Origin of the sequence: Pseudomonas fluorescens (genome assembly GCF_005938625.1) — a bacterium.
Lineage (GTDB): Bacteria > Pseudomonadota > Gammaproteobacteria > Pseudomonadales > Pseudomonadaceae > Aquipseudomonas > Aquipseudomonas fluorescens_BD.
The window spans coordinates 125,494-148,648 of record NZ_VCNJ01000049.1 but is presented as its reverse complement, the minus strand read 5'-3'; the positions used below and the strand labels follow the sequence as shown (position 1 = coordinate 148,648).

Sequence of the window (23,155 nt, the reverse complement as noted above, 5' to 3'; positions counted from 1 at the left end):
TGATGTGCAATCGAAATTATCCAGAAGGAACTGCCGCCCCTCCCCATCAGTCGCATGAATAAGCGGCCCGCAATCCAGAGGAGTGAACGTGTCCAGCGATCCCAAGCGTCATGTTGTCGACGCGCCCGTCATTCATCGTCTCCGGGTGTTGACGGTCAACACCCACAAAGGCTTCACCGCGCTCAACCGGCGCTTCATCCTGCCGGAACTGCGTGAAGCGGTGCGCAGCACCTCCGCTGACCTGGTGTTTCTGCAGGAAGTAGTGGGCGAACACGAACGGCATTCGAACCGTTACAACGAATGGCCGCAAACCTCGCAATACGAATTTCTTGCCGACAGCATGTGGAGTGATTTCGCCTACGGGCGCAATGCCGTCTACCCCGACGGCCATCATGGTAATGCGCTGCTGTCGAAATATCCGATCCGTGAATACCGCAACCTCGACGTCTCGATCACTGGCCCCGAGCGCCGTGGACTGCTGCATTGTGTGCTGGACGTGCCGGGGCATGCCGAGGTGCATGCGATCTGCGTGCATTTGAGTCTGCTCGAAAGTCATCGGCAATTGCAGTTGCAACTGCTCTGCCAATTGCTCGAATCGCTACCCGAGGACGCCCCGGTGATCATCGCCGGCGACTTCAATGACTGGCAGTTGCAGGGCAACGCTGCCCTCGCCCGTCGCGATTATTTGCACGAAGCCTTCGAGCGTCATCACGGGCGCCCGGCCAAGACCTATCCGGCACGTTTTCCGTTACTGCGGCTGGACCGGATCTACCTGCGCAATGCCAGCAGCCATGACCCGCAAATCCTCGGCAACAAGCCGTGGACGCATTTGTCAGATCATCTGCCGCTCGCTGTAGAGGTGCACTTGTAGCCGTAATAGTGACAGCAATACAGGACGGAATGGGGCAGCTCATTCGGCGTTTAAAAATTACCGGCAGACCATCTGTCGGTAACTGAATACCTCTGGACCGGGGGTTTCGCTGCGTTTTTCCATACAAACAACCACTTAGTTATGTGCAGAAAAACAAACGCTTGCGAAGCCTGATTTACCACTACCGCTCATCGTTCAATTTCTTGACGGGTTGCCCCCGCTCTTCTTATCTCTACCTTACTACCCCCGGAATCACTACCCGGGACGAGCCTTCGGACACTCGCGAAATCGAGCGGCCACGGTTCGCCCCGCTCCATTCGGTCGCCCCTCGTTCGGGGTAGGAGAGACGCCACACAGAGAGAATGCATGCGCCTGCAAGGTAGACCTCCATGAAAATTTCCATCAGCCCACACGAGATCAAAATCACTTTCTGCACAGTGTCGAGCTCTATCTTGCTGTGCTCATCCATGGAGGCGCAGGCCGGTCCTGCGGCGGATGAAACCACCCCGTGGTATCGCGCGGATGTGCCTGTCATGACCTTGCCTGCCACCGTCATCACCCCCGGCCCGCAACGTTTCAGCCCACGGCCGGACCTGAGTGGCGCCAACCTGATCACTGAAGACCTCGCACCCAACGCCTGGGATCAGCTCTACGGCCGTGCTGCCCGGCAAGCGCAAAGCGACGTGTTGTCTTCGGGGTTTGCCACACCCGGCAGCGGCGGGTTCAAAGGTCCGGCCGTGCTGACCCTGCAAAGCGGCGGCGGACATACCCAGACTATCGGCCTGATTGGCGGGCTCAACCAGATTCAGGCCAACGGCAATGGCTTGCTCACCAGCCGCGCCCTCGACGACCCGACCACCGACACCCTTAACCTGCAAGGCCAAAGTCTCGGCGCCTATTACAGCCTCAAAGGCGCACAGGGCTGGCATGTTGATCTGTCGGCCAGCGGCGGTCGGGTCAGCGGCTTCAGCCGCAACGAACAAGGCGCGCGACAAGCCACCGAAGGCAGCGCCATGACGTTCTCGGTGGAAGGCGGTTATCCGATTGGCTTGAGCGAAAACTGGGTGGTCGAACCGCAGGCGCAATTGATCAATCAGCGCATCACCCTCGACACGCCATACGCCGGTTCCGGCAATGCCTCATCAACGGATCTGAGCGCGTGGAGCGGTCGCGTCGGCGCACGTTTGAAAGGCAGTTACGACTTGAACGGTCTGCCGGTTGAACCTTACGTGCGCACCAACCTCTGGCACACGGTGTACACCGGCAACACGGTGACTCTGGATCAGGTCGACAAAATCAGCAGCAGCCGCAAGTCATCGACCGTGGAATTGGGACTGGGCCTGGTGGCGCGGGTGACGCCGGCGGTGAGTCTTTATGTGAGCGCGGATTACAGCAGTGATGTCGATGACAATGATCTGAACGGGATCATTGGCAGCCTTGGGGTGCGGATGCGCTGGTGAGCGTCAGGTCACCGAAGACCCCTGTGGGAGCGAGCTTGCTCGCGAAAGCGGTTGAGCATTCAACATCATCGTTGACTGACAAACCGCCTTCGCGAGCAAGCTCGCTCCCACAGGTTTTACTGTGCCTTGGATCAGTCCTCAGGTTTGAGGATCAACACCGCCAGCGGCGGCAGGTTCAATTCCAGCGACAATGACTGGCCATGGCTCGGCACTTCCTCGGTAAACGCCCCGCCACCATTGCCATAATTGGAACCGGCATAGGTGTCGGCATCGCTGTTGAGCAGTTCAGTCCAGCGCCCGGCAAACGGTACACCGACGCGATAAGCCTGACGTGGCACTGGCGTAAAGTTGGCCACCACCAGCACCGGTTTACCGTCCTTGCTCCAGCGCAGCCAGGCATAAACGCTGTTGATCGCATCGTCGCCGATCAACCACTGAAACCCCTGCGGCGCGTCGTCCTGATCGTGCAGCGCCGGTTCTTCGCGGTACAGCCGATTCAGGTCACCCACCAGTTTCTGCACGCCTTTGTGCTCGGAATACTGCAGCAGGTACCAATCGAGCTGTTGATCGTGATTCCACTCGCGCCACTGACCAAACTCGCAGCCCATGAACAACAGCTTTTTGCCCGGATGCGTCCACATGAAGCTCAGATAAGCGCGCAGGTTGGCGAATTTCTGCCAGCGATCGCCGGGCATCTTGTCGATCAGCGAATGCTTGCCGTGCACCACTTCGTCGTGGGAGATCGGCAGGATGAAACGCTCGGACCAGGCGTACACCAGACCAAAACTCAACTCGTTGTGATGGTGTGCGCGGTACACCGGATCCTGCTGAATGTAATGCAGCGAATCGTGCATCCAGCCCATGTTCCATTTGTAGGCAAAGCCGAGTCCGCCCTGCTGCGTGCTCTGGCTGACGCCGGGCCACGCGGTGGATTCTTCGGCGATGACCAGCGCGCCCGGCGCTTCCAGTTCGACCACGTCGTTCAAGTGCCGGAGGAAGTCGATGGCTTCGAGATTCTCGCGGCCGCCGTGGCGGTTTGGCACCCATTCGCCGGCCTTGCGTGAATAGTCGCGATAGAGCATCGAAGCCACCGCGTCGACGCGCAGGCCGTCGACGTGGAAATGCTTCAACCAGTGCAGTCCGGAGGCAAGCATGTAGCCGTGCACTTCGGTGCGGCCGAGGTTGTAGATCAGCGTGTCCCAATCCTGATGGAAGCCTTCCAGCGGGTTGCCGTACTCGTACAGTGCGGTGCCGTCGAATTGCGCCAGACCGTGGGTATCGGTAGGGAAATGCGCCGGCACCCAGTCGAGAATCACGCCGATCTCGGCCCGGTGGCAGGCGTCGACAAATTCAGCGAACTGCGCCGGCGAGCCATACCGCGCGCTCGGTGCAAATTGCGAGAGCAACTGATAACCCCAGGAACCACCGAACGGGTGTTCCATGATCGGCATCAGTTCGATGTGGGTGAAACCCAGTTCCTTGACGTAAGGAATCAAGCGTTCAGCGAGTTCGGGCCAGGTGTATTGGCGGGCGACTTCGCCGAGATCATCCAGCTCGCACTGCCACGAACCGGCATGCAGTTCGTAGATCGACAGCGGTGCCGAATGCTTGTGGCGGTCACGGCGGCTGTTCATCCAGTCGTGATCCTGCCAGTCGATTTGCAGCGGTTCGGCGACTTTCGACGCGGTGTCCGGCGGCAGACTGGTGGCCAGCGCCATCGGATCGGCCTTGAGCGGCAAAATCCCGTGGGCGCCAAGAATTTCGTATTTGTACAACTCCCCCGCTTGCAGGCGCGGAATGAACAACTCCCAGACCCCGGACGGATGACGCAAGCGCATTGGATGCCGACGCCCGTCCCAGACGTTGAAGTCGCCAACCACCGACACGCGTCGGGCATTCGGCGCCCACACGGCGAAACGCACGCCGTCGACTCCGTCCACGGTTTTCAGCTGCGCGCCGAGGCACGCGCTGAGGTCACGGTGATTGCCTTCGGCGAACAGATACAAATCCATTTCACCGAGTAACTGGCCGAAGCTATACGGGTCTTCTGCAACCTGCTCGCCACCGGCCCAACGCGTGCGCAACTGGTACGGCCGCGCCTGCTCGAAATGGCCGACAAACAACCCCGGCGTTTCGGTTTGCTCCAGCGCACCGCGTTCTTCACCGCTGTCCTTGTCCAGCACCACAACGCTCAACGCACCGGGCAGATAAGCGCGAATGAATTGCCCGCCAGCGCCATCGCCATGCGGGCCAAGAATGGAAAAAGGATCGTGATGTTCAGCACGCACCAAGGCATCGATATCTTTTGCCGAGGGCAATAATGCTTCTTTGACCAGACCCTGTTCCTTGTTCGAGAAACTCATGACTACTCTCCACCAAGATCGGAAAAGGGTTTAAGCCCCGTCAATAACCCGTACAAACCGTGCAACGGCACGGGCAGCCACGTGGGGCGATTTTCGGCTTCATAGGCCACTTCATAGGCCGCCTTCTCCAGACCGAACAACGCCAGCGCGGCGTCGGCACCTTCAGGATCTTGCCAGGCATGATCAAGACTAGCTGCCGCGCGGCGATATGCCTGCACAAATGCCTCACGGGCTTCACGCAGATAGCGCTCGGCGACCAGACGCCGTGCGGTTTCAGACTCGGCGCTGTGGTCAACGTTGTGCACGTTGATCGTCATCGCCGCTGCGTAATCGAAGGAGCGCAGCACACCGCTGACATCCTTGTAAGGACTGTGTTTGCCACGCCGCTCGCTCAATGGCCGCGCCGGTTCACCCTCGAAGTCGATCAGATAGGCATCGCCCTTGATCACCAGCACCTGGCCCAAATGCAGGTCTCCGTGAACGCGAATGCGCAAACCACCCGTGGCTTTTTTCGCCAGATCCTGCACATGCGCAAGAATGGTTTTTTTCTCGTCGATCAATCGCTTGACCAGTTTCTGATCCGCTGCACTGAGTTCGCCCTGATGCTGCTTGAGCAGCTTCAAAGCGTGCTCGACCTGAGCCACGACATCCTTGCCCGTCGCCTGCATGTCCTTGGCCGTCGACACCTGCGGCGCGAAGTCGGCGTTGTCGGTCGGTGCGGCGAGCACCTCGTGCATTTCGCCCAAGCGCTGGCCGAGCATGCCGGCAAAATCCTTCAACTCACCGAGGGCGTTGTAATGCTGCTCCTGCTCGGACATGGCATCGGCCAGCTCATCGCGCAGCGCCCGTTCGAGGTTGTTCTGCGTCCATTCCCAGGCGTCGCCCTGATTGCTCAGATAGCCTTGGGCAATCATCAGCAAGTTGTCTTCGCCCTTGGCATCGCGACGGATTACCGAGCCGAGCAGCGGAGAGATATTGGCAAATCCGGCCTCGGTCAGGTAAGCGCTCATCTCCAGTTCGGGGTGTACGCCAGAAGCGACTTTACGTATCAGCTTGAGCACCAGGCTGTTGCCGATCACCACCGAACTGTTCGATTGCTCGGCAGACAGATAGCGCACTTCCGACTCGGCACCGAGGCCGAGTTTTTCCAGCTGCGGCGTCGGCGCAAAGCGTATTTCGCCGTCGGTCGACTCCAATACCGTGTTGTTCTGCATGCCTTGCAGCACCGCACGAATAAACGCTTCGAGGCTGAACGCATCGGTGATCAGACCGACCTGTCGTACACGGCGTACACGCGACAAGGCCAATTGCTGCGGCAATGCCGGGCCAACCTGATCTTCGGCAATAAAGCCGAATGGCAGTTGATAGCGACTGGTCTGCCCGCCGCTGGTGACCTCGATTTCGCTGAGCAGCACCGGATGCTGCGCATCGCCGAAGCGCACGCCGTAGGCCAGATGCACCTTGTCGATGGCCGCATCCTTGCCGGCGAACCAGCGCCGGTTCTGCAGCCAGCTCGGCAGGATGCTCTGCTCCAGCGTCGTGCGCGACGGCGCTTCGAGCAGTTCTTCCATGCGTTTTTTCAGCACCAGCGTGGTGAAATCCGGCAGGCTCTGCGCGGGTTCCACGTGCCAGCTCGGCATCTGGTTTTCGGTGGCCAAGGCGAACCAGTAGAAACCGTACGGCGCCAGGGTCAGGAGGAAATTCAACTGGCCGATCGGCGGGAACGCATTACCGCCGAGCATTTCCACCGGCACCATGCCGACGTAAGCCGACAGGTCCAGTTCCACCGCTTGCGCACTGCGCGAGACGTTGGCAACACAGAGGATGATTTCGTGTTTGCCGTCGGCATCGGTGAATTCGCGGGTGTAGGCCAGCACGCGACGGTTGTTCGGCGAGAGCATTTTCAAGGTGCCACGGCCGAAGGCCTTGGACTGCTTGCGCACCGCGAGCAAGCGTCGGGTCCAGTTCAACAGCGAATGCGGGTCGCCCGACTGGGTTTCGACGTTGACCGACAGATAACCGTACTGCGGGTCCATGATCGGCGGCAGCACCAGACTCGCCGGATCGGCGCGAGAGAAGCCGCCGTTGCGGTCGATCGACCATTGCATCGGCGTGCGCACACCGTCGCGGTCGCCGAGGTAGATGTTGTCGCCCATGCCGATTTCATCGCCGTAATACAACGTCGGCGTCCCCGGCATCGACAGCAGCAGACTGTTGAGCAACTCGATGCGGCGGCGATCACGCTCCATCAACGGTGCCAAGCGACGGCGAATACCGAGGTTGATCCGTGCGCGACGATCAGCGGCGTAGTAATTCCACAGATAGTCACGTTCTTTGTCGGTGACCATCTCCAGCGTCAGCTCATCATGGTTGCGCAGGAAAATCGCCCATTGGCAGTTTGCGGGGATTTCCGGGGTCTGGCGCAAAATGTCGGTGATCGGGAAGCGATCTTCCTGGGCCAGCGCCATGTACATGCGCGGCATCAGCGGGAAGTGAAACGCCATGTGGCATTCGTCACCGTTGAGGCCGGCCGCGTCGGTGTCACCGAAATACAGCTGGGTGTCTTCCGGCCATTGGTTGGCCTCGGCGAGCAGCATGCGGTCGGGATAATTGGCGTCGATCTCGGCGCGGATCTGCTTGAGAACATCGTGGGTCTCGGGCAGGTTTTCGTTGTTGGTGCCGTCGCGCTCGATCAGGTAAGGGATCGCGTCAAGGCGCAGACCGTCGATGCCCATGTCCAGCCAGTAGCGCATCACCGAGAGCACGGCTTTCATCACTTGCGGGTTGTCGAAGTTCAGGTCGGGCTGGTGCGAATAGAATCGATGCCAGAAGTATTGGCCGGCGACCGGATCCCAGGTCCAGTTGGATTTTTCCGTGTCGAGAAAAATGATCCGCGTGCCGTCGTATTTCTGATCGTCATCCGACCACACATAGAAGTCACGCGCCGCCGAGCCGGGTTTGGCCTTGCGCGCACGCTGGAACCACGGGTGCTGGTCAGAGGTGTGGTTGATGACCAGCTCGGTGATCACTCGCAAACCGCGCTTGTGCGCCTCGGCAATAAAGCGCTTGGCGTCGGCCATGGTCCCGTAATCGCTGTGTACGCCACGGTATTCGGCAATGTCATAGCCGTCGTCGCGACGTGGCGAGGGATAGAACGGCAATAGCCAGATGGTATTCACGCCGAGGTCGGCGATGTAATCGAGTTTGGCGATCAGGCCGGGAAAGTCGCCGATCCCGTCGTTGTTGGAGTCGAAAAACGATTTGACGTGAACTTGATAGATCACCGCGTCCTTGTACCAGAGCGGGTCTTTGATGAAGGTGGCTGCCTTGGGTTTCTTCGCCATGTGAAACTCCTGCTGAATGCTTTAAAAGCGCCCCACGATGATCGTTCCCCTGCTCTGCGTGGGAATGCCGCCATGGACGCTCTGCGTCCGTTTCTGGAACGCGGAGCGTCCCGGGATGCATTCCCACGCAGACGGTTCGACGCCTCGACGTGGGTACGATCATTACGTAGCGGTGATTCGCCAGATGCCGAACGGCTGATAAGCCGGGTCCAGGCGCATGAACTGGTATTTGCCATGCCAGTCCCAGCGATGCCCGTTCATCAAGTCTTCGCCGTGGGTCGTCGCATCGTCGGACAGGCCCATTTCCCACAACGGCAGTTCGAAGTTCGCCTCCTGCACGTTGTGCGGATCAAGACTGACCGCGACCAGAATAAAATTGCTGCCGTCGAAACTGCGCTTGCCGAAGTACAGAATGTTGTCGTTCCAGGCGTTGTAGACCTTCAGCCCCAGGTGCGTGTGCAACGCCGGGTTCTGCCGACGAATGCGGTTGAGCTGGGCGATCTCGGCAATGATGTTGCCCGGTGCCGTGAAATCGCGGACGCGGATTTCGTACTTCTCCGAGTCGAGGTATTCCTCTTTGCCCGGCACTGGCGCCGACTCGCACAGTTCGAACCCCGAGTACATACCCCACAAGCCCGAACCCATGGTTGCCAGCGCCGCGCGGATCAGAAACCCCGCACGCCCGGATTCGTGCAGGAACGCCGGGTTGATGTCCGGCGTATTGACGAAGAAATTCGGCCGGTAGCATTCGCGCCATGGCGATTCATTCAGTTCAGTGAAATACGTCGCCAGCTCAGCCTTGGTGTTGCGCCAGGTGAAATAGGTGTAGCTCTGGGTGTATCCGACCTTGCCTAGCCGCGCCATCATTGCTGGCGTGGTGAAGGCCTCGGCGAGGAAGATCACTTCCGGGTACAGCGCGCGCACATCGGCGATCAGCCATTGCCAGAACGGCAGCGGTTTGGTGTGCGGGTTGTCGACGCGAAAGATCTTCACGCCCTCCTCGACCCAGCCAATGACAATATCGCGCAGCTCAACCCACAAACTTGGAATCGCGTCCGGCGCATAGAAGTCGACGTTGACGATGTCCTGATATTTTTTCGGTGGGTTCTCCGCGTATTTGATCGTGCCGTCGGGGCGCCAGTTGAACCAGCCCGGATGCTGCTTGAGCCACGGGTGGTCCTGAGAACACTGGATGGCGAAGTCGAGGGCGATTTCCAGGCCATGCTCGGCGGCAGCGGCCACCAGTCGGCGGAAGTCTTCACGGGTGCCCAGTTGCGAGTGAATCGCCTCGTGGCCACCCTCCTCACTGCCGATGGCGTATGGACTGCCGGGATCATCGGGGCCGGCGGTCAGGGAATTGTTGCGGCCCTTGCGATGGGCGCGGCCAATCGGGTGGATCGGCGTGAAATACAGCACGTCGAAACCCATGTCCTGAATCATTGGCAGACGTGAGTGCACATCGTTAAAAGTGCCGTGACGGTGCGGATCGTCGGTCATCGAGCGCGGAAACAATTCGTACCAACTGGCAAATTCTGCCAGCTCACGCTCGACGTCCATGGGGAATTCGGCGCTTACGCTCAAGTAGGCGCGGTGATCGGCTTCAGCCATCAATTGCGCACTGCGCGAGTGCAGAAACAGTGCGACCTGCTCGGTTTCGAGCAACCCGGACAATTCGTGGTGCAACGCCGCGAGCTGCTCACTGAGTAGGCCTTCGCTGCGTTCAGCGGCCTGCTGCACCATCGTGCGGCCTTCTTGCAACTCGAGCGAAACGGGTACGGCGGCGGTATGCTTTTTCTCCAGTTCGTACTGGAAACTGGCGAAGTGATCGATCCAAGCTTCTATGCAATAGAGAAAACGACCCTGATGTTCAGGGCGGAACTGGCCTTGCCAGCCATTGTTGCCCTGATCGGCCATGACTTCGCTTTGCCAGGTCTCCTGGCCTTCCTCGCGCCAGCGGATGCGCACCGCGAGCTTGTCGTGACCGTCGGCAAATACCTTGCTGGTGACCACCACTTCGCGGCCGGCAATCGACTTCACGGCAAACTGCCCGCCATCGAGCGTCGGCATGGTGTTTTCAATGACAATGCGCGGCAGCAGCAGCGCCTGCGACAGCGGCATGTGCGGGTTGTAGCTTTGTTCAGAGGGTTTTTCAGCAGTCATTGAGCATCTCTCCTTAACGCCCAAAGGACGCTCTTGTGCCGGTTCGGCGTTCACAATCGAGCGCCTGCCCGGAATGAACTCACTTAGGTTCCGAGCGACTGACGCCGGGAAAAGTTCAGATGAAATTACCGTGTCAGAAAAGCGGATCGAATTACGTGCAGGGTGGTCAATCCACTTAAGCACTTCTCACGCCATGTGCCACACGGAGGTCCACCGATGAACATCCCGATCCCGGCCGAAACACCTGATCCGAACATCGACAAACCCACCCTGCCCGAGACCGAGCCGCAGCCGATTCCGGAGCAGGAACCGCCCGGCACCACGCCACCACCCAAGGAAGAACCACCAACGACCATGCCGCCAGTCATCGTCTAACTGATCGTGATTGATCGTTGATTGATCGTTGATTGATCGTTGATTGATCGTTGATTGATCGTTCCCACGCTCCGCGTGGGAATGCAGCCCGGGACGCTCCGCGTCCCAAAGCGGACGCGGAGCGTCCATTGAGACATTCCCACGCGGAGCGTGGGATCGATCATCCGGCGCAGGAATGATCAGTGGTCATCAGTCTTTTCTTCGTCCTTTTCGAAAAGCTTCACGATTCGTGGCATCACGCTGAAAATCCCCAGCGCCAAAAAGGTACTGAGCAGCGCCGTCGCTTCCTTACCCAACCCGGCGGCCACACCAATGGCCGCGGTCATCCACAGCCCGGCAGCCGTGGTCAGTCCTTTGACGTGACCTTCATCGCCTTCCTTGTTTTTCAGGATAGTCCCGGCACCAAGAAAGCCGATTCCGGCAATCACCCCTTGCACCACGCGACTCATCGCATCCGATTCCGCCCCTGACGTCTGCGGCACCAGCACAAACAGCGCGGCGCCGAGCGCCACCAGCATGTGCGTACGCACCCCTGCAGCCTTGCCCTTGTGCTCACGCTCGAAGCCGAGAATGCCGCCCAGAATCGCCGCCATCAGCAGGCGCACGGTAATCCGCGTCAATTGCGAAGCATCGCCAACGTCGGCGAATTCCGCTTGCAGGGTTGCCCACACTTCATGCCACCACGCGTTCATCGTGCAGTCCTTGTTATTGGCTCGTAGACGATGGACAGCGGCGACCATTAATCAGTTGCGCAGAACGATCAGCGCAGCGTGCGCCCTAACCTTGCAGACCTCCCTGAAAAAAGGACTGCTCCCATGCCTCTTCGAGTCGATGAATCCAATCCCGAACAAAAAGTGTGTTTTTTCACTGTCGAGAATGGCGAGGAAATTCGCATTTGCGACACCCTGGAAGTTCGCACGGATAGCGACAAGGCCATGTCGTTCGTGGAAATCGAAGGTCGCCGCGTCTATGTGACCGAATCAGAAGCCGACGCCCTCACCGTTGCCGGTGCCAGGGACGGTCGCAAACACCTGAAAGCCGACGAGAGTGATTCGGTGATTTGACTGACCTTGATCAACACCCCGCGCAAACGTCTGCGATAGGCGTTTGCGCCTTTGTCTGCGGGCTGCTTCAAGTTGTCGCAGGCGTTGCGCAAAACCTCATCTGATCCGCTTTTTATTGAAATACCTGAGTCTGTTATGCAAACAGATCGGCGCTCATAGTGCTCTGGCCTGATGGAGGCTGATGAGCGAATAACCATGAGCGAACAAATCCCCGTCCGAACCGTAGAAGCAACTCCCACTATCAAGAGTGTGCCCGCGCGCCCAATGAAGGCGACGGCCAAATCCAGCGACAACCAGATCCACACCCGCAGCTTCACCGGCCTGTTCCGCACCCTGCGCATGAGTGGCGCGGGATTTCTGTTCGTGTTGTTTTTCGGCACGGTGTGGCTCAACTGGGGCGGACGTCAGGCGGTGCTCTGGGATCTTTCCGAAAGCAAATTCCACATCTTCGGCGCGACGTTCTGGCCGCAGGATTTCATTCTGCTCTCGGCACTGCTGATCATCGCCGCGTTCGGCCTGTTCGCCATTACCGTATTCGCCGGCCGGGTCTGGTGCGGCTACACCTGCCCGCAGAGTTCGTGGACGTGGATCTTCATGTGGTGCGAGAAGATCACCGAAGGCGAGCGCAACCAGCGGATCAAATTGCAAGCCGCGCCGTGGAGCCTGAACAAACTGGCCCGGCGCGCGGCCAAGCACACCTTGTGGCTGGCGATCAGCGTGCTGACCGGCCTGACCTTCGTCGGTTACTTCACGCCGATCCGGCCATTGGCCGAAGAACTGCTGACCCTGCAGATCGGCGGTGTCAGCCTGTTCTGGGTGCTGTTTTTCACCGCCGCCACGTACATCAACGCCGGTTGGCTGCGCGAGGCGGTGTGCATGCACATGTGCCCGTATGCACGCTTCCAGAGTGTGATGTTCGACAAAGACACCCTGGCGATTTCCTACGACGTCGCCCGTGGCGAAAACCGTGGCCCGCGCAAACGCGACGTAAAACCGCTCGAGGCCGGCCTGGGTGATTGCATTGACTGCCAGTTGTGCGTGCAGGTCTGCCCGACCGGCATCGACATCCGCGACGGCTTGCAGATGGAATGCATCGGCTGCGCCGCGTGCATCGACGCCTGTGACTCGATCATGGACAAGATGAACTACCCGCGCGGCCTGATCCGCTACAGTTCCGAGCGCGAATTGCAGGGTGGCAAAACCCACCTGCTGCGCCCTCGCTTGATCGGTTACACCGTGGTGCTGGTGGCGATGATCGGCGCATTGGCGCTGGCGTTGGTCGAGCGGCCGATGGTCTCGCTGGACGTGACCAAGGATCGCGGGTTGTTCCGTGAAAACGGTCGGGGCCAGATTGAGAACATCTATAGCCTGAAAGTCATCAACAAGACCCAGCAACGCCAGGACTACAACCTGACGCTGGTGGATGGCGATGGCTTCCAGCTGCAAGGCAAGACCGAACTGAGCCTGGCGCCGGGGGAAATTGTCGATGTGCCGGTGTCGGTGGCGATGACCACGGAGCGCCCGGCCAGCAGCTCGCAGACCTTGAGCTTCAAGATTGCCGACAGCGATGAGCCTGAGGTTTACAGCGTGGCGAAGAGCAGGTTTGTTGCGCCGATGAATCGTTGAGCCGTTAGAATCCGCTCCCTCACCCCAGCCCTCTCCCAGGGGTAGAGGGGGCCGACCGAGGTGTCTGTCGCTATACATCGACCTGACAGACCGAGTCGATTATGGATTCAGCAAAGCACTTTCAGGTCGAGTCGATTATGGATTCAGCAAAGCACTTTCAAGCCGAGTCTATTGTGGATTCAGCAAAGCACTTCAGGCCGAGTCGATTGTGGATTCAACAAAGCACTTTCAGGTCGGTGTAGTTCACAAGCATCCCCCAATCAGTCCCCTCTCCCTCTGGGAGAGGGTTAGGGTGAGGGGCAGTTCTCCTGACACACCTCATCATCAACCAGCACCAAGGCTCCTCGATGAAACGCTACGAAAAATTCGCCGACGACATCGCTGAACTGATCCGCTCCGGCGTCCTTGGCCCCGGCCAGCGCGTGCCTTCGGTGCGCTACGCCAGCCAGACTTACGGGGTCAGCCCGTCCACAGTGTTCCAGGCCTATTACCTGCTCGAACGCCGCGGCCTGATCCGTGCGCGGCCGCGCTCAGGCTACTTCGTCAACACCCACGCGCCGAGCCCGTTTTCCGAGCCGGTGATCAGTAGCCACGTCAACGACTCCACCGAAGTCGACGTCAGCGAACTGGTGTTCTCGGTCCTCGAGTCGATCAAGGACCCGAGCACCGTCCCGTTCGGCTCGGCATTCCCCAGCCCCACCCTGTTCCCGCTACAGCGCCTGTCGCGCTCACTGGCCAGCGCCGCCCGCGAGATGGACCCGCGCATGGTCGTCACCGACATGTCGCCGGGCAATCCGCAACTGCGTCGACAAATCGCCCTGCGCTACATGGTCGGCGGCCTGATGCTGCCGATGGAAGAATTGCTGATCACCAACGGCGCGCTCGAAGCGCTGAACCTGTGCCTGCAAGCCGTGACCGAACCCGGCGATCTGGTGGCCATCGAGGCCCCGGCCTTCTACGCCAGCCTGCAAGTACTGGAACGGCTGAAACTCAAAGCCGTGGAAATCCCCGTGCACCCGCGCGACGGCATCGACCTCGGCGTCCTCGCGCAAACCCTCGAACGTCACCCGATCAAGGCCTGCTGGTGCATGACCAGTTTCCAGAACCCGATGGGCGCAACCATGCCCGAGGCGAAGAAACAGGAATTGGTCGAACTGTTGCGTCGTCATCAGGTGCCGCTGATCGAGGACGACGTTTACGCCGAACTTTATTACGGCCAACAGGCACCGAAACCGGCCAAGGCCTTCGACACCGAAGGTCTGGTGATGCACTGCGGTTCGTTTGCCAAGAGTCTGGCCCCCGGTTATCGCATCGGCTGGGTCGCCGCAGGGCGCTACGCGCAGAAAATCGAACGATTGAAATTGATGACCTCGCTGTGCGCCTCGATGCCGGCGCAAGCGGCGATTGCCGATTATCTGCAACACGGCGGCTACGATCGGCACCTGCGCAAACTGCGCTACGCACTGGAAGAACAGCAGAGCGCGATGTTAGCGGCCATCGCCCGTTACTTCCCGGCACAGACGCGGGTCAGCCAACCGGCGGGCGGCTACTTTCTGTGGCTGGAATTACCGCCGCAGATGGATTCGCTGAAGTTGTTTCAGATGGCACTGGCGCAAGGCATCAGCATCGCCCCGGGGCCGATTTTCTCGCCGACGCAGCGGTTCAGGAATTGTATTCGGTTGAACTATGGCAGCCCGTGGACCGAGGATTCGGAGAAAGCGATGGAGACGTTGGGGCGGATTGTGCGGTCGTTCTGACAGATAGATGGTGTTTATTTTGGCCTCTTCGCGAGCAAGCTCGCTCCCACATGGGTTCTGTGCCATTCACACATCCAATGTGGGAGCGAGCTTGCTCGCGAAGGGGGCGGTGCTATCGAAACAAATCCGGGCGATTAACGCCCGCCACCCAAATCAACAAACGTCCCGGTCGCATAAGAAGCCTTGTCCGACAACAGCCAGACAATCGCCTCCGCCACCTCATCCGGCCGCCCCCCACGGGCCATCGGAATCGCCGACTCCAGCTTGCTGACCCGATCCGGGTCGCCGCTCAGCGCGTGGAAATCGGTATAGATAAACCCCGGGCGCACCGCGTTCACCCGAATCCCCTCGCCCGCCACTTCCTTGGACAAGCCGATAGTGAAGGTATCAAGCGCGCCTTTGGACGCGGCGTAATCGACGTATTCGTTCGGCGAGCCAAGACGCGAGGCTACCGACGACACGTTGACGATACTGCCGCCCTGCCCGCCGTGCTTGGGCGACATGCGCAGGATTGCGTGCTTGGCGCAGAGGATCGGCGCCAGGACATTGGTTTTCATGATTTTCAGAATGCGGAATTCGGACATTTCATCGACCCGCGACTTTTGCCCGACGGTGCCAGCGTTGTTCACCAGAGCGGTGACGCGGCCCAATTCAGTATCGACGCGATGGAACAGCGCGATCACTTCGTCTTCGATGCTGACGTCGGCACGTACGGCGATGGCTTGGGCGCCCAGTGCACGGACTTGCTCCAGCACACTTTGCGCAGCCTGCTCGTCTTGCTGATAGTTGATGCAGATCCGATAGCCTTGCTCGGCAGCCAACAACGCCGTAGCGGCGCCAATCCCGCGCCCGCCACCGGTGATCACAATGACTTTATCCATGCTGGCCTTTCCCCCAAATGCACACGTAACAGTCGGGGGGAAGAATAACCGCCATTGACGGGTTTTGCATGGAGTCTGTGGAGTCTGGGCAGACGCCTTCGCGAGCAAGCTCGCTCCCACAGGGTTCTGTGTTGTTTACACAGTCAATGTGGGAGCGAGCCTGCTCGCGAAGAACGATAACGCAGTCGATCAGACCGCCGCTAACTGCTCACCCCGCGCAATATCCTGCATGAATTTGTCCGCCGGCATCGGATACCCCAGCAGATAACCCTGCAACGAATCACAGCCCAGCTCAGTCAGAAACGCCTGCTGCACGCCGGTTTCGACACCCTCGGCAACAATCCGCAACCCAAGCGCCTGCCCCAACGCAACGATCGCCGAGACAATCGCCGCATCATCACTGTCATGCTCAAGATCGCGCACAAAACCACGGTCGATCTTCAGCTCATTGGCCGGCAAACGCTTGAGGTACATAAGGCTGGAATAACCCGTGCCGAAGTCATCGATCGACAGATCGACGCCCATGTCCGACAACTCCTGCAATACCGTCATGCTCGCATCGGCATCGCTCATGGCCGTGGTTTCAGTGATTTCCAGAGTCAGGCTGTTCGCCGGCAAGTGGTGAGTGGCCAGCGCCTTGGCTACGCTGCGCACCAGCCCGGTGTGGCAGAACTGCAACGCCGACAGGTTCACCGCAATCCGCCAATCGGTGTAACCGAGCACGTACCACTCGCGCATCTGCCGGCAGGCTTCATTGAGCACCCATTCACCGATCGGAATGATCAGCCCGGATTTCTCCGCCAGCTCGATGAACTTGTCCGGCATCAGCATGCCGTGAATCGGATGCTGCCAGCGCAACAGCGCTTCAGCGCCGACCGGACGGCCATTGGCGGCGTCGAACTTCGGCTGGTAATACAGACTGAACTGGCTGTGTTCCAGCGCCGCGCGCAGGTCTTGCAACAACTGCAACTGCTTGCGCGCGTTGTTGTTCATCGACGCGTCGAAAAAGCTGTAACCATTTTTGCCGCCGCCCTTGGCGTGGTACATCGCCGCGTCAGCGTTCATCAGCAGTTCCTGCGCGTTCTGGCCATTGCCCGGGTACAGGGCGATGCCGACACTGGCGGAGATCTGCAAGTCATGTTCGGCGACGCGGAAGGATTGCGCGATCAGACCGACCTGACGTGCCGCCAACCCCAGTGCGTCATTGGGTTCGGTCAGGCGCACCAGCAACACGAATTCATCGCCACCGATGCGCGCCAGTGTGTCGGGGCCGCGCAAGTCTTCACGCAGACGCAACCCCACTTCACGCAACAACTGGTCGCCCATGTGGTGACCGAACGCATCGTTGACCGGTTTGAAGCCGTCCAGATCGATGAACATCAAGGCAAAACAGCCGCCCTGCTCGTGGACCTTCTTCATTGCCTGATTGATGCGGTCGTCCAGCAACATGCGGTTCGGCAGGCCGGTCAAGGTGTCGTGCAGGGCCAGTTGCGTGAGTTCGCGATTGGCCACAGTCAATGAGTGTGCCAGGTCGGCCGTGCGCGCTTCGAGGCGTGCGTCGAGAATCGAGGTCAGCAAGGCAATCGACAGCACTGCCAACGTGGTGATCAGCACCAGGCTGTCGAGGCCATTGCCCTTCAAGCCATTGACGGTGGCGCCACAGAAACTGCCGTCAGGGAACTGCGCGGCGGCCATGCCGGTGTAATGCATGCCGACAATCGCGATGCCCATGATGATCGCCGCCCCGCCCCGGATCAGCCGCACATAAGGCGAGTGCTGACGCAGGCGGAAAGCGATCCACAGTGCCGCCGCCGAGGCGCCGACGGCAATCAGCAACGAAGCGCCAAACAGCGTCGGGTCGTAGTCGATACCCGGGGTCATGCGCATCGCCGCCATGCCGGTGTAATGCATGGCACTGATCCCGGTGCCCATGATCAGCGCACCGAACGCCAGCTGCAGAATCGGCAGTTTCGGCTGGCTGACCAGCCACAAGGCGAACCCGCAGGACAACACGGCAATCAGCAGCGACAGCGCGGTCAGGGTGATGTCGTAGCCCAGATCGATCGGCAACTTGAAGGCCAGCATGCCAATGAAGTGCATCGACCACACGCCGACACCCATGGCAAATGCACCTCCGGCCGTCCAGAAATGCACCGCACGACCCTTGGCCGTGGCAATGCGACCGGTGAGGTCGAGGGCAGTGTACGAAGCGAGAATCGCCACACACAACGAAATGAAAACCAGCGTGGAGGAATAACTACCGATGAGCATGAGAATTCTCGTGGCCACCCAACGCGGATTGCGTCCGTTCCCGGTCGGGCAAATGCGGCGATTGTACTGATTGCACCGAAGAACGCACTGACAAAGTAAGCAATTGGCCATCAAGCCGATGAAACGCTTGTTCGATCGTCCGACAAGGCTCTGGCGCGGCGCTCACGGCTTTACCCGATCGTTCCCACGCTCTGCGTGGGAATGCCTCAGCGGATGCTCTGCGTTCGGCTCTGGATGGGACGCGGAGCGTCCCGGACTGCATTCCCACGCGGAGCGTGGGAACGATCAACAATCAGTGACTGCACGGACGCCTTCGCGAGCAAGCTCGCTCCCACAGGTTCTGGACCATGGATTGATTTATTGGGCGTCACTGACATCCAGTTGCCCGTCCCAGCCACCGCCCAGCGCAGCGATCAATTGCACGCTGGCGATCAAGCGGCTTTGCAGGATATTCAGCACGCTGCGCTCGTTGCTCAACGCCGTGGCTTGCACCACCACAACATCGATGTAAGCAATCAGACCGGCCTTGTACTGGTTTTCCGTCAGGCGCAATGAGTCGCGGGCGGCATCGAGGGCTTCCTGGCGCACCGCCGCTTCGTCCTCATACACCTTCAACTGCACCAGATAGTTTTCCACTTCGCGGAAACCGTCGAGCACGGTTTGCCGGTACTTGGCCACGGTCTGGTCGTAAACCGCTTCAGTGCGGTCGACTTCGGCCGAACGGATGCCGCCATCAAAAATCGGCAACGACAGTTTCGGCCCGACCGACCAGAAACGGTTCGGCAGGCTGATCAGGTTCTGCGACGTACTGCTGCTGTAGCCGCCGCTCAGACTCAAGCTCAGGTCCGGGTAATACGCGGCTTTGGCCACGCCAATGTTGGCGTTGGCGGCTATCACCGAACGCTCCGCCGAGGCGATGTCCGGGCGCCGTTCCAGCAACTGCGAAGGCAAGCTCAATGGCACCTGCGGCAGCTTGGGAATGGTCTGCACTTCGGCAATATTGAAATCTGCCGGCGCTTGCCCGGTCAGCACGGCAATCGCATTTTCGAACTGCGCACGCTGCCAGATCAGGTCGACCAGATCGGCCTGGGTGCTTTTCAGTTGCGTCTGCGCCTGTGCTACCGCATCGCGCCCGGAAACCCCGGCGCGGTACTGGTTCTGAGTCATTTTCAGCGAGCGTTCGTAAGCGGCAACCGTGGCTTCGAGCAGACGTTTCTGCTGATCGATCACCCGCAATTGCAGGTAGTTCTGTACCAGCTCCGACTGCTGACTCAGGCGCATCGCCGCCAGATCGGCAAAACTGGCCTGGGCGCTGGCCTCATCGGCTTCCAGTCCACGGCGCAGCTTGCCCCACACGTCCGCTTCCCAACTGACGCCCAGTTCGGCGTTATAGGTGTCGCGGATACCGCTGGACGAACTGCTCAGACTCGAACTGCTGCTGCCGGTGCCCTGGCTGGAGCGGGTCTTGCCCAGGCTCAGGTCAACGCTGGGATAGAACGCCCCGCGAGCACTGCGCACCAAGGCCTGGGCCTGACGGTACTGGGCTTCCGATTGCGCGACTGTCTGGTTGGCGTTGTTGAGCTTTTCGATCAACCCGTTGAGCTGCTGATCGCCATACAGTTCCCACCAGGCACCACGGGCCAGCGAATCGCTCGGGTTGGCCTGGGTCCAGCCTTCGGCTTGCTTGTACTGAGCGATTTCAGCGGTTTGCGGACGTTGGTAATCCGGGCCGACAGCGCAGGCACTGAGCATCGCCACACACAGCGACAGGCTCAGCAGACGCGAGCCTCGAACAGTGGCCAGATTGAAAAGCGAACGGTCAGTCATAGCGGAGTTTCCAGAGCGGCGTCAGTACGCACGCCACGCCATTTGTTGAAACGATGGCGCAGCTTGTCGAGATAGAGGTAAACCACAGGGGTGGTGTAAAGCGTCAGCACCTGGCTGAAAATCAGCCCGCCGATGATCGTCAAACCGAGCGGCTGGCGCATTTCCGCACCTTCGGCCCGGCTGAGCAGCAACGGCAAGGCACCGAGAATCGCCGCCAGCGTGGTCATCAGAATCGGGCGCAGACGTTGCAGGCAGGCGCTGCGGATCGATTCCAGTGGCGACAGGCCCTGATGCCGTTCCAGTTGCAGCGCAAGGTCGATCATCAGAATGGCGTTTTTCTTCACCACGCCAATCAGCAGGAACAACCCGAGCAACGAGATCAGGCTGAACTCGCCGCCCAGCGCATAGATCGACAGCAACGCGCCGACACCGGCCGACGGTAGGGTCGACAGGATCGTCAGCGGATGGATGTAGCTTTCATACAGCACGCCCAACACCAGATACACCGCCAGCAACGCCCCGAGAATCATGAACGGCTGGCTCTTCTGCGTCGCGGCAAAAGCGTCAGCAGTGCCGGCCATTTTCGCGATCACGTCTTCCGGCAGGCCGAGTTTGGCAATCGCCCGCTCGATGGCGGCACTGCCCTGCTCCACCGTCACGCCTTCGGCCATGTCGAAGGAAATGTCTTCGGAGGCGAACTGGCCTTCGTGGCTGACGCGGTCATCTTCCAGGCTGCTCTCATAATGAGCGATCGTCGACAGCGGCACCCGCGCACCGTCAGCGGTGATCACCTGCACTTGCTTGAGCGTCACCGGGTCCTGGGCGTATTTCGGATTGACCTCCATGACCACCTGATACTGGTTGAGGCTGTCATAGATCGTCGAAATCTGCCGCTGGCTGTAGGCGTTGTTCAGCACGGCGGTGACCATGTTCATGTCGATCCCCAAACGCTTGGCCTGATCGCGGTCGACAATCAGTGTCACTTGCTGGGCCCCCTTGCCTTCACGCGCGTCGATCGCGGTCAGCTCAGGCAACGCGCGCAGCGCCGCCACAACTTTCGGGTACCACTCGCGCAGTGAGCCGAGGTCGCCACTTTGCAGGATGTAGCTGTATTGCGACGTGGTCTGCTCGCGACCACCGCCAAATTGCAGGTCCTGATCCGCCATCAACATCAGTTGCGCACCGGGCACCTTGGGCATTTCCTTGCGCAGGCGCTCGATGACTTTCTGTGCGTTGAGTTGACGCTCTTTGATCGGCTTCAGACGCACCAGCATGAAAGCGTTGTTGGTACCGTTGGTGCCACCGATGAAACCGGCGACACTTTCCACCGCTTCGTCCTTGAGCACGGCGCGGCGGAAGATTTCCATTTTCGGTTGCATCACACTGAACGACAGACCGTCGTCACCGCGCACAAAACCGATCAACTGGCCGGTGTCCTGCTGGGGCATGAAGGTTTTTGGCACCACGACATACAACGCAACGTTGACGCCAACAGTGATGAGCAAGCTGAGCAGCGTCAGACGCCGATGGCGCAACACCCAGTCGAGGCTGGTCGCGTACTTTCCGACCATCCAGTCGTTGGTGCGGCGGCTCCAGCGTTGCAGGCGGTTTTCCTGCCCGGGTGTGTGCGGTTTCAGCCAACGGGCGCAAAGCATCGGCGTCAACGTCAGCGAAACCACCAGCGACACGACGATGGCTGCGGCCAAGGTGATCGAGAACTCGCGAAACAGGCTCTCGACGATCCCGCCCATAAACAGGATCGAGAGGAACACCGCCACCAGCGAGACGTTCATCGACAGCAAGGTAAAACCGACTTCCTTGGCCCCGAGGTACGCGGCCTGCATCGGTTTGACGCCTTCGTCGATGTGCCGGGAAATGTTCTCCAGCACCACGATGGCGTCGTCCACCACCAGGCCGGTGGCCAGAATCAGCGCCATCAGCGACAGGTTGTTCAGTGAGAAGCCATAGAGGTACATCACCGCAAAGGTGCCGACCAGCGACACCGGCACGGCCAATGTCGGAATCAGCGAGGCACGGAAGTTACCGAGGAACAGGAACACCACCAGAATCACCAGCGCCACGGCAATCAGCAGGGTCATCTCTGCTTCGTGCAGCGTCGCCTTGATCACCGGCGAGCGGTCCATGGCCAGATTCAGCTTCACGCTGGCGGGCAACACCGCTTGCAGGGCCGGCAACTGCGCCTTGATCTCGTTGACCGTCTCGATGATGTTGGCGCCGGCCTGGCGGTTGATCACCAGCAGCACCGCCGCGTCATCGTTGAAGAAACCGCTGTTGTAACGGTCCTCGACACCGTCACTGACCTTGGCCACATCCTTGAGGCGCAACGCGGCACCGTCGGCGTAGTGGATGATCAGCGATTCGTAATCCTTGGCTTTTTCCAGCTGGTCATTGGCCTGGATCTGCCACAACCGTTGGCCGTCTTCGACCGAACCCTTCGGCCGGCGCACGTTGGCATCGGCGATGGTCTTGCGCACATCGTCGAGCGCCACGCCGTACTGGTTCAGCGCCTGCGGTTCGAGTTCGATACGCACCGCCGGCAGCGAACTGCCGCCGATCTGCACTTCACCGACGCCCTGCACCTGTGAAAGGCTCTGGGACAAAATGGTCGAAGCCAAATCGTAGAGCTGGCCTTTTTCCAGCACGTCCGAAGTCAGCGACAACACCATGATCGGCGCCTGCGACGGGTTGACCTTCTTATAGGTCGGCATGCTGCGCATACCGCTCGGCAACAAGTTGCGCGAGGCGTTGATCGCCGCCTGCACCTCCCGCGCGGCGCCGTTGATGTCGCGGTCGAGATCAAATTGCAGAATGACCCGGGTCGAACCCTGACTGGAGCGGCTGCTCATGGTGTTGACGCCAGCGATCGCGCCGAACGAGCGCTCCAGCGGCGTCGCCACGGTAGAGGCCATGACCTCCGGGCTGGCACCGGGCAGGCTCGCCTGCACGACGATCACCGGGAAATCCATTTGCGGCAGCGGCGAAACCGGTAACAGACCGAAGCTGACACCGCCGAGCAACATGATCGCCAGGCTCAGCAGCATCGTCGCCACCGGGCGCTTGATGAAAGGACCGGAGAGGTTCATCGAACGCAATCCCCAACGTCACACCAATCCCCTGTAGGAGTGAGCCTGCTCG

14 protein-coding genes are annotated in these 23,155 nt (G+C 59.9%); 6 read left to right on the top strand and 8 right to left on the bottom strand.

What is annotated here, in order from left to right; genetic code table 11:
* Positions 1-88 precede the first annotated feature (88 nt).
* Both FGA82_RS25980 and FGA82_RS25975 read left to right on the top strand, forming a co-directional pair.
* The gene (locus tag FGA82_RS25980) at positions 89-871 is read left to right on the top strand and encodes an endonuclease/exonuclease/phosphatase family protein (protein WP_141129301.1); all 783 of its coding nucleotides are present in this window, start codon (positions 89-91) and stop codon (positions 869-871) included.
* A 389-nt stretch (positions 872-1,260) separates the two neighbouring features.
* On the top strand, positions 1,261-2,331 hold the full coding sequence (locus tag FGA82_RS25975; protein WP_141129300.1) for an autotransporter outer membrane beta-barrel domain-containing protein: 1,071 nt from the start codon (positions 1,261-1,263) through the stop codon (positions 2,329-2,331).
* A 131-nt stretch (positions 2,332-2,462) separates the two neighbouring features.
* Here FGA82_RS25975 and glgB read toward each other — a convergent pair whose 3' ends face one another.
* The 3 genes from glgB to FGA82_RS25960 form a co-directional block, all read right to left on the bottom strand.
* A complete protein-coding gene (gene glgB, locus FGA82_RS25970; protein WP_141129299.1) occupies positions 2,463-4,694 on the bottom strand; it encodes a 1,4-alpha-glucan branching protein GlgB in 2,232 nt (743 codons plus the stop codon).
* 2 nt (positions 4,695-4,696) lie between these two features.
* Positions 4,697-8,038, bottom strand: a complete 3,342-nt coding sequence (gene treS, locus FGA82_RS25965) for a maltose alpha-D-glucosyltransferase (protein ID WP_141129298.1) — start codon at positions 8,036-8,038, stop codon at positions 4,697-4,699.
* Between the two features lie 162 nt (positions 8,039-8,200).
* A complete protein-coding gene (locus FGA82_RS25960) occupies positions 8,201-10,198 on the bottom strand; it encodes an alpha-1,4-glucan--maltose-1-phosphate maltosyltransferase (RefSeq protein WP_141129297.1) in 1,998 nt (665 codons plus the stop codon).
* A 216-nt stretch (positions 10,199-10,414) separates the two neighbouring features.
* Here FGA82_RS25960 and FGA82_RS32195 point away from each other — a divergent pair, with 216 nt between their 5' ends.
* A complete protein-coding gene (locus FGA82_RS32195) occupies positions 10,415-10,573 on the top strand; it encodes a hypothetical protein (protein WP_003224520.1) in 159 nt (52 codons plus the stop codon).
* A 179-nt stretch (positions 10,574-10,752) separates the two neighbouring features.
* Here the strand turns inward: FGA82_RS32195 and FGA82_RS25955 are convergent, their stop codons facing one another.
* Complete coding sequence (locus tag FGA82_RS25955; protein WP_141129296.1) at positions 10,753-11,265, bottom strand: MgtC/SapB family protein; 513 nt, start codon at positions 11,263-11,265, stop codon at positions 10,753-10,755.
* A gap of 123 nt (positions 11,266-11,388) precedes the next feature.
* Between FGA82_RS25955 and FGA82_RS25950 the strand changes: the two genes are divergently transcribed.
* The 3 genes from FGA82_RS25950 to mapR all read left to right on the top strand — a co-directional run bounded on the left by FGA82_RS25950 (position 11,389) and on the right by mapR (position 15,020).
* Positions 11,389-11,637 (top strand): DUF3203 family protein, encoded by a 249-nt coding sequence (locus FGA82_RS25950; protein ID WP_141129295.1) that lies wholly within the window; start codon positions 11,389-11,391, stop codon positions 11,635-11,637.
* Between the two features lie 195 nt (positions 11,638-11,832).
* Positions 11,833-13,263 (top strand): cytochrome c oxidase accessory protein CcoG, encoded by a 1,431-nt coding sequence (gene ccoG / locus FGA82_RS25945; protein WP_141129294.1) that lies wholly within the window; start codon positions 11,833-11,835, stop codon positions 13,261-13,263.
* 347 nt (positions 13,264-13,610) lie between these two features.
* Positions 13,611-15,020 (top strand): GntR family transcriptional regulator MpaR, encoded by a 1,410-nt coding sequence (gene mapR / locus FGA82_RS25940; protein ID WP_008087199.1) that lies wholly within the window; start codon positions 13,611-13,613, stop codon positions 15,018-15,020.
* A 134-nt stretch (positions 15,021-15,154) separates the two neighbouring features.
* Here the strand turns inward: mapR and FGA82_RS25935 are convergent, their stop codons facing one another.
* The 4 genes from FGA82_RS25935 to FGA82_RS25920 all read right to left on the bottom strand — a co-directional run bounded on the left by FGA82_RS25935 (position 15,155) and on the right by FGA82_RS25920 (position 23,103).
* Complete coding sequence (locus FGA82_RS25935; RefSeq protein WP_141129293.1) at positions 15,155-15,901, bottom strand: SDR family oxidoreductase; 747 nt, start codon at positions 15,899-15,901, stop codon at positions 15,155-15,157.
* 189 nt (positions 15,902-16,090) lie between these two features.
* Positions 16,091-18,172, bottom strand: a complete 2,082-nt coding sequence (locus tag FGA82_RS25930) for a putative bifunctional diguanylate cyclase/phosphodiesterase (RefSeq protein ID WP_141129292.1) — start codon at positions 18,170-18,172, stop codon at positions 16,091-16,093.
* 357 nt (positions 18,173-18,529) lie between these two features.
* Positions 18,530-19,999 (bottom strand): efflux transporter outer membrane subunit, encoded by a 1,470-nt coding sequence (locus FGA82_RS25925; protein ID WP_141129291.1) that lies wholly within the window; start codon positions 19,997-19,999, stop codon positions 18,530-18,532.
* On the bottom strand, positions 19,996-23,103 hold the full coding sequence (locus FGA82_RS25920; protein WP_141129290.1) for an efflux RND transporter permease subunit: 3,108 nt from the start codon (positions 23,101-23,103) through the stop codon (positions 19,996-19,998). The genes FGA82_RS25925 and FGA82_RS25920 overlap by 4 nt, the downstream gene beginning before the upstream one ends.
* Positions 23,104-23,155: the final 52 nt, after the last annotated feature.

What these genes read in the sequence shown, in the direction of transcription:
- glgB (WP_141129299.1), bottom strand. Translation starts at nt 4,694, where the DNA reads ATGAGTTTCTCGAACAAGGAACAGGGTCTGGTCAAAGAAGCATTATTG.
- FGA82_RS25920 (WP_141129290.1), bottom strand. Translation starts at nt 23,103, where the DNA reads ATGAACCTCTCCGGTCCTTTCATCAAGCGCCCGGTGGCGACGATGCTG.
- ccoG (WP_141129294.1), top strand. Translation starts at nt 11,833, where the DNA reads ATGAGCGAACAAATCCCCGTCCGAACCGTAGAAGCAACTCCCACTATC.
- FGA82_RS25925 (WP_141129291.1), bottom strand. Translation starts at nt 19,999, where the DNA reads ATGACTGACCGTTCGCTTTTCAATCTGGCCACTGTTCGAGGCTCGCGT.
- FGA82_RS25930 (WP_141129292.1), bottom strand. Translation starts at nt 18,172, where the DNA reads ATGCTCATCGGTAGTTATTCCTCCACGCTGGTTTTCATTTCGTTGTGT.
- FGA82_RS25975 (WP_141129300.1), top strand. Translation starts at nt 1,261, where the DNA reads ATGAAAATTTCCATCAGCCCACACGAGATCAAAATCACTTTCTGCACA.
- treS (WP_141129298.1), bottom strand. Translation starts at nt 8,038, where the DNA reads ATGGCGAAGAAACCCAAGGCAGCCACCTTCATCAAAGACCCGCTCTGG.
- FGA82_RS25960 (WP_141129297.1), bottom strand. Translation starts at nt 10,198, where the DNA reads ATGACTGCTGAAAAACCCTCTGAACAAAGCTACAACCCGCACATGCCG.
- FGA82_RS25955 (WP_141129296.1), bottom strand. Translation starts at nt 11,265, where the DNA reads ATGAACGCGTGGTGGCATGAAGTGTGGGCAACCCTGCAAGCGGAATTC.
- FGA82_RS25950 (WP_141129295.1), top strand. Translation starts at nt 11,389, where the DNA reads ATGCCTCTTCGAGTCGATGAATCCAATCCCGAACAAAAAGTGTGTTTT.
- mapR (WP_008087199.1), top strand. Translation starts at nt 13,611, where the DNA reads ATGAAACGCTACGAAAAATTCGCCGACGACATCGCTGAACTGATCCGC.
- FGA82_RS25935 (WP_141129293.1), bottom strand. Translation starts at nt 15,901, where the DNA reads ATGGATAAAGTCATTGTGATCACCGGTGGCGGGCGCGGGATTGGCGCC.
- FGA82_RS32195 (WP_003224520.1), top strand. Translation starts at nt 10,415, where the DNA reads ATGAACATCCCGATCCCGGCCGAAACACCTGATCCGAACATCGACAAA.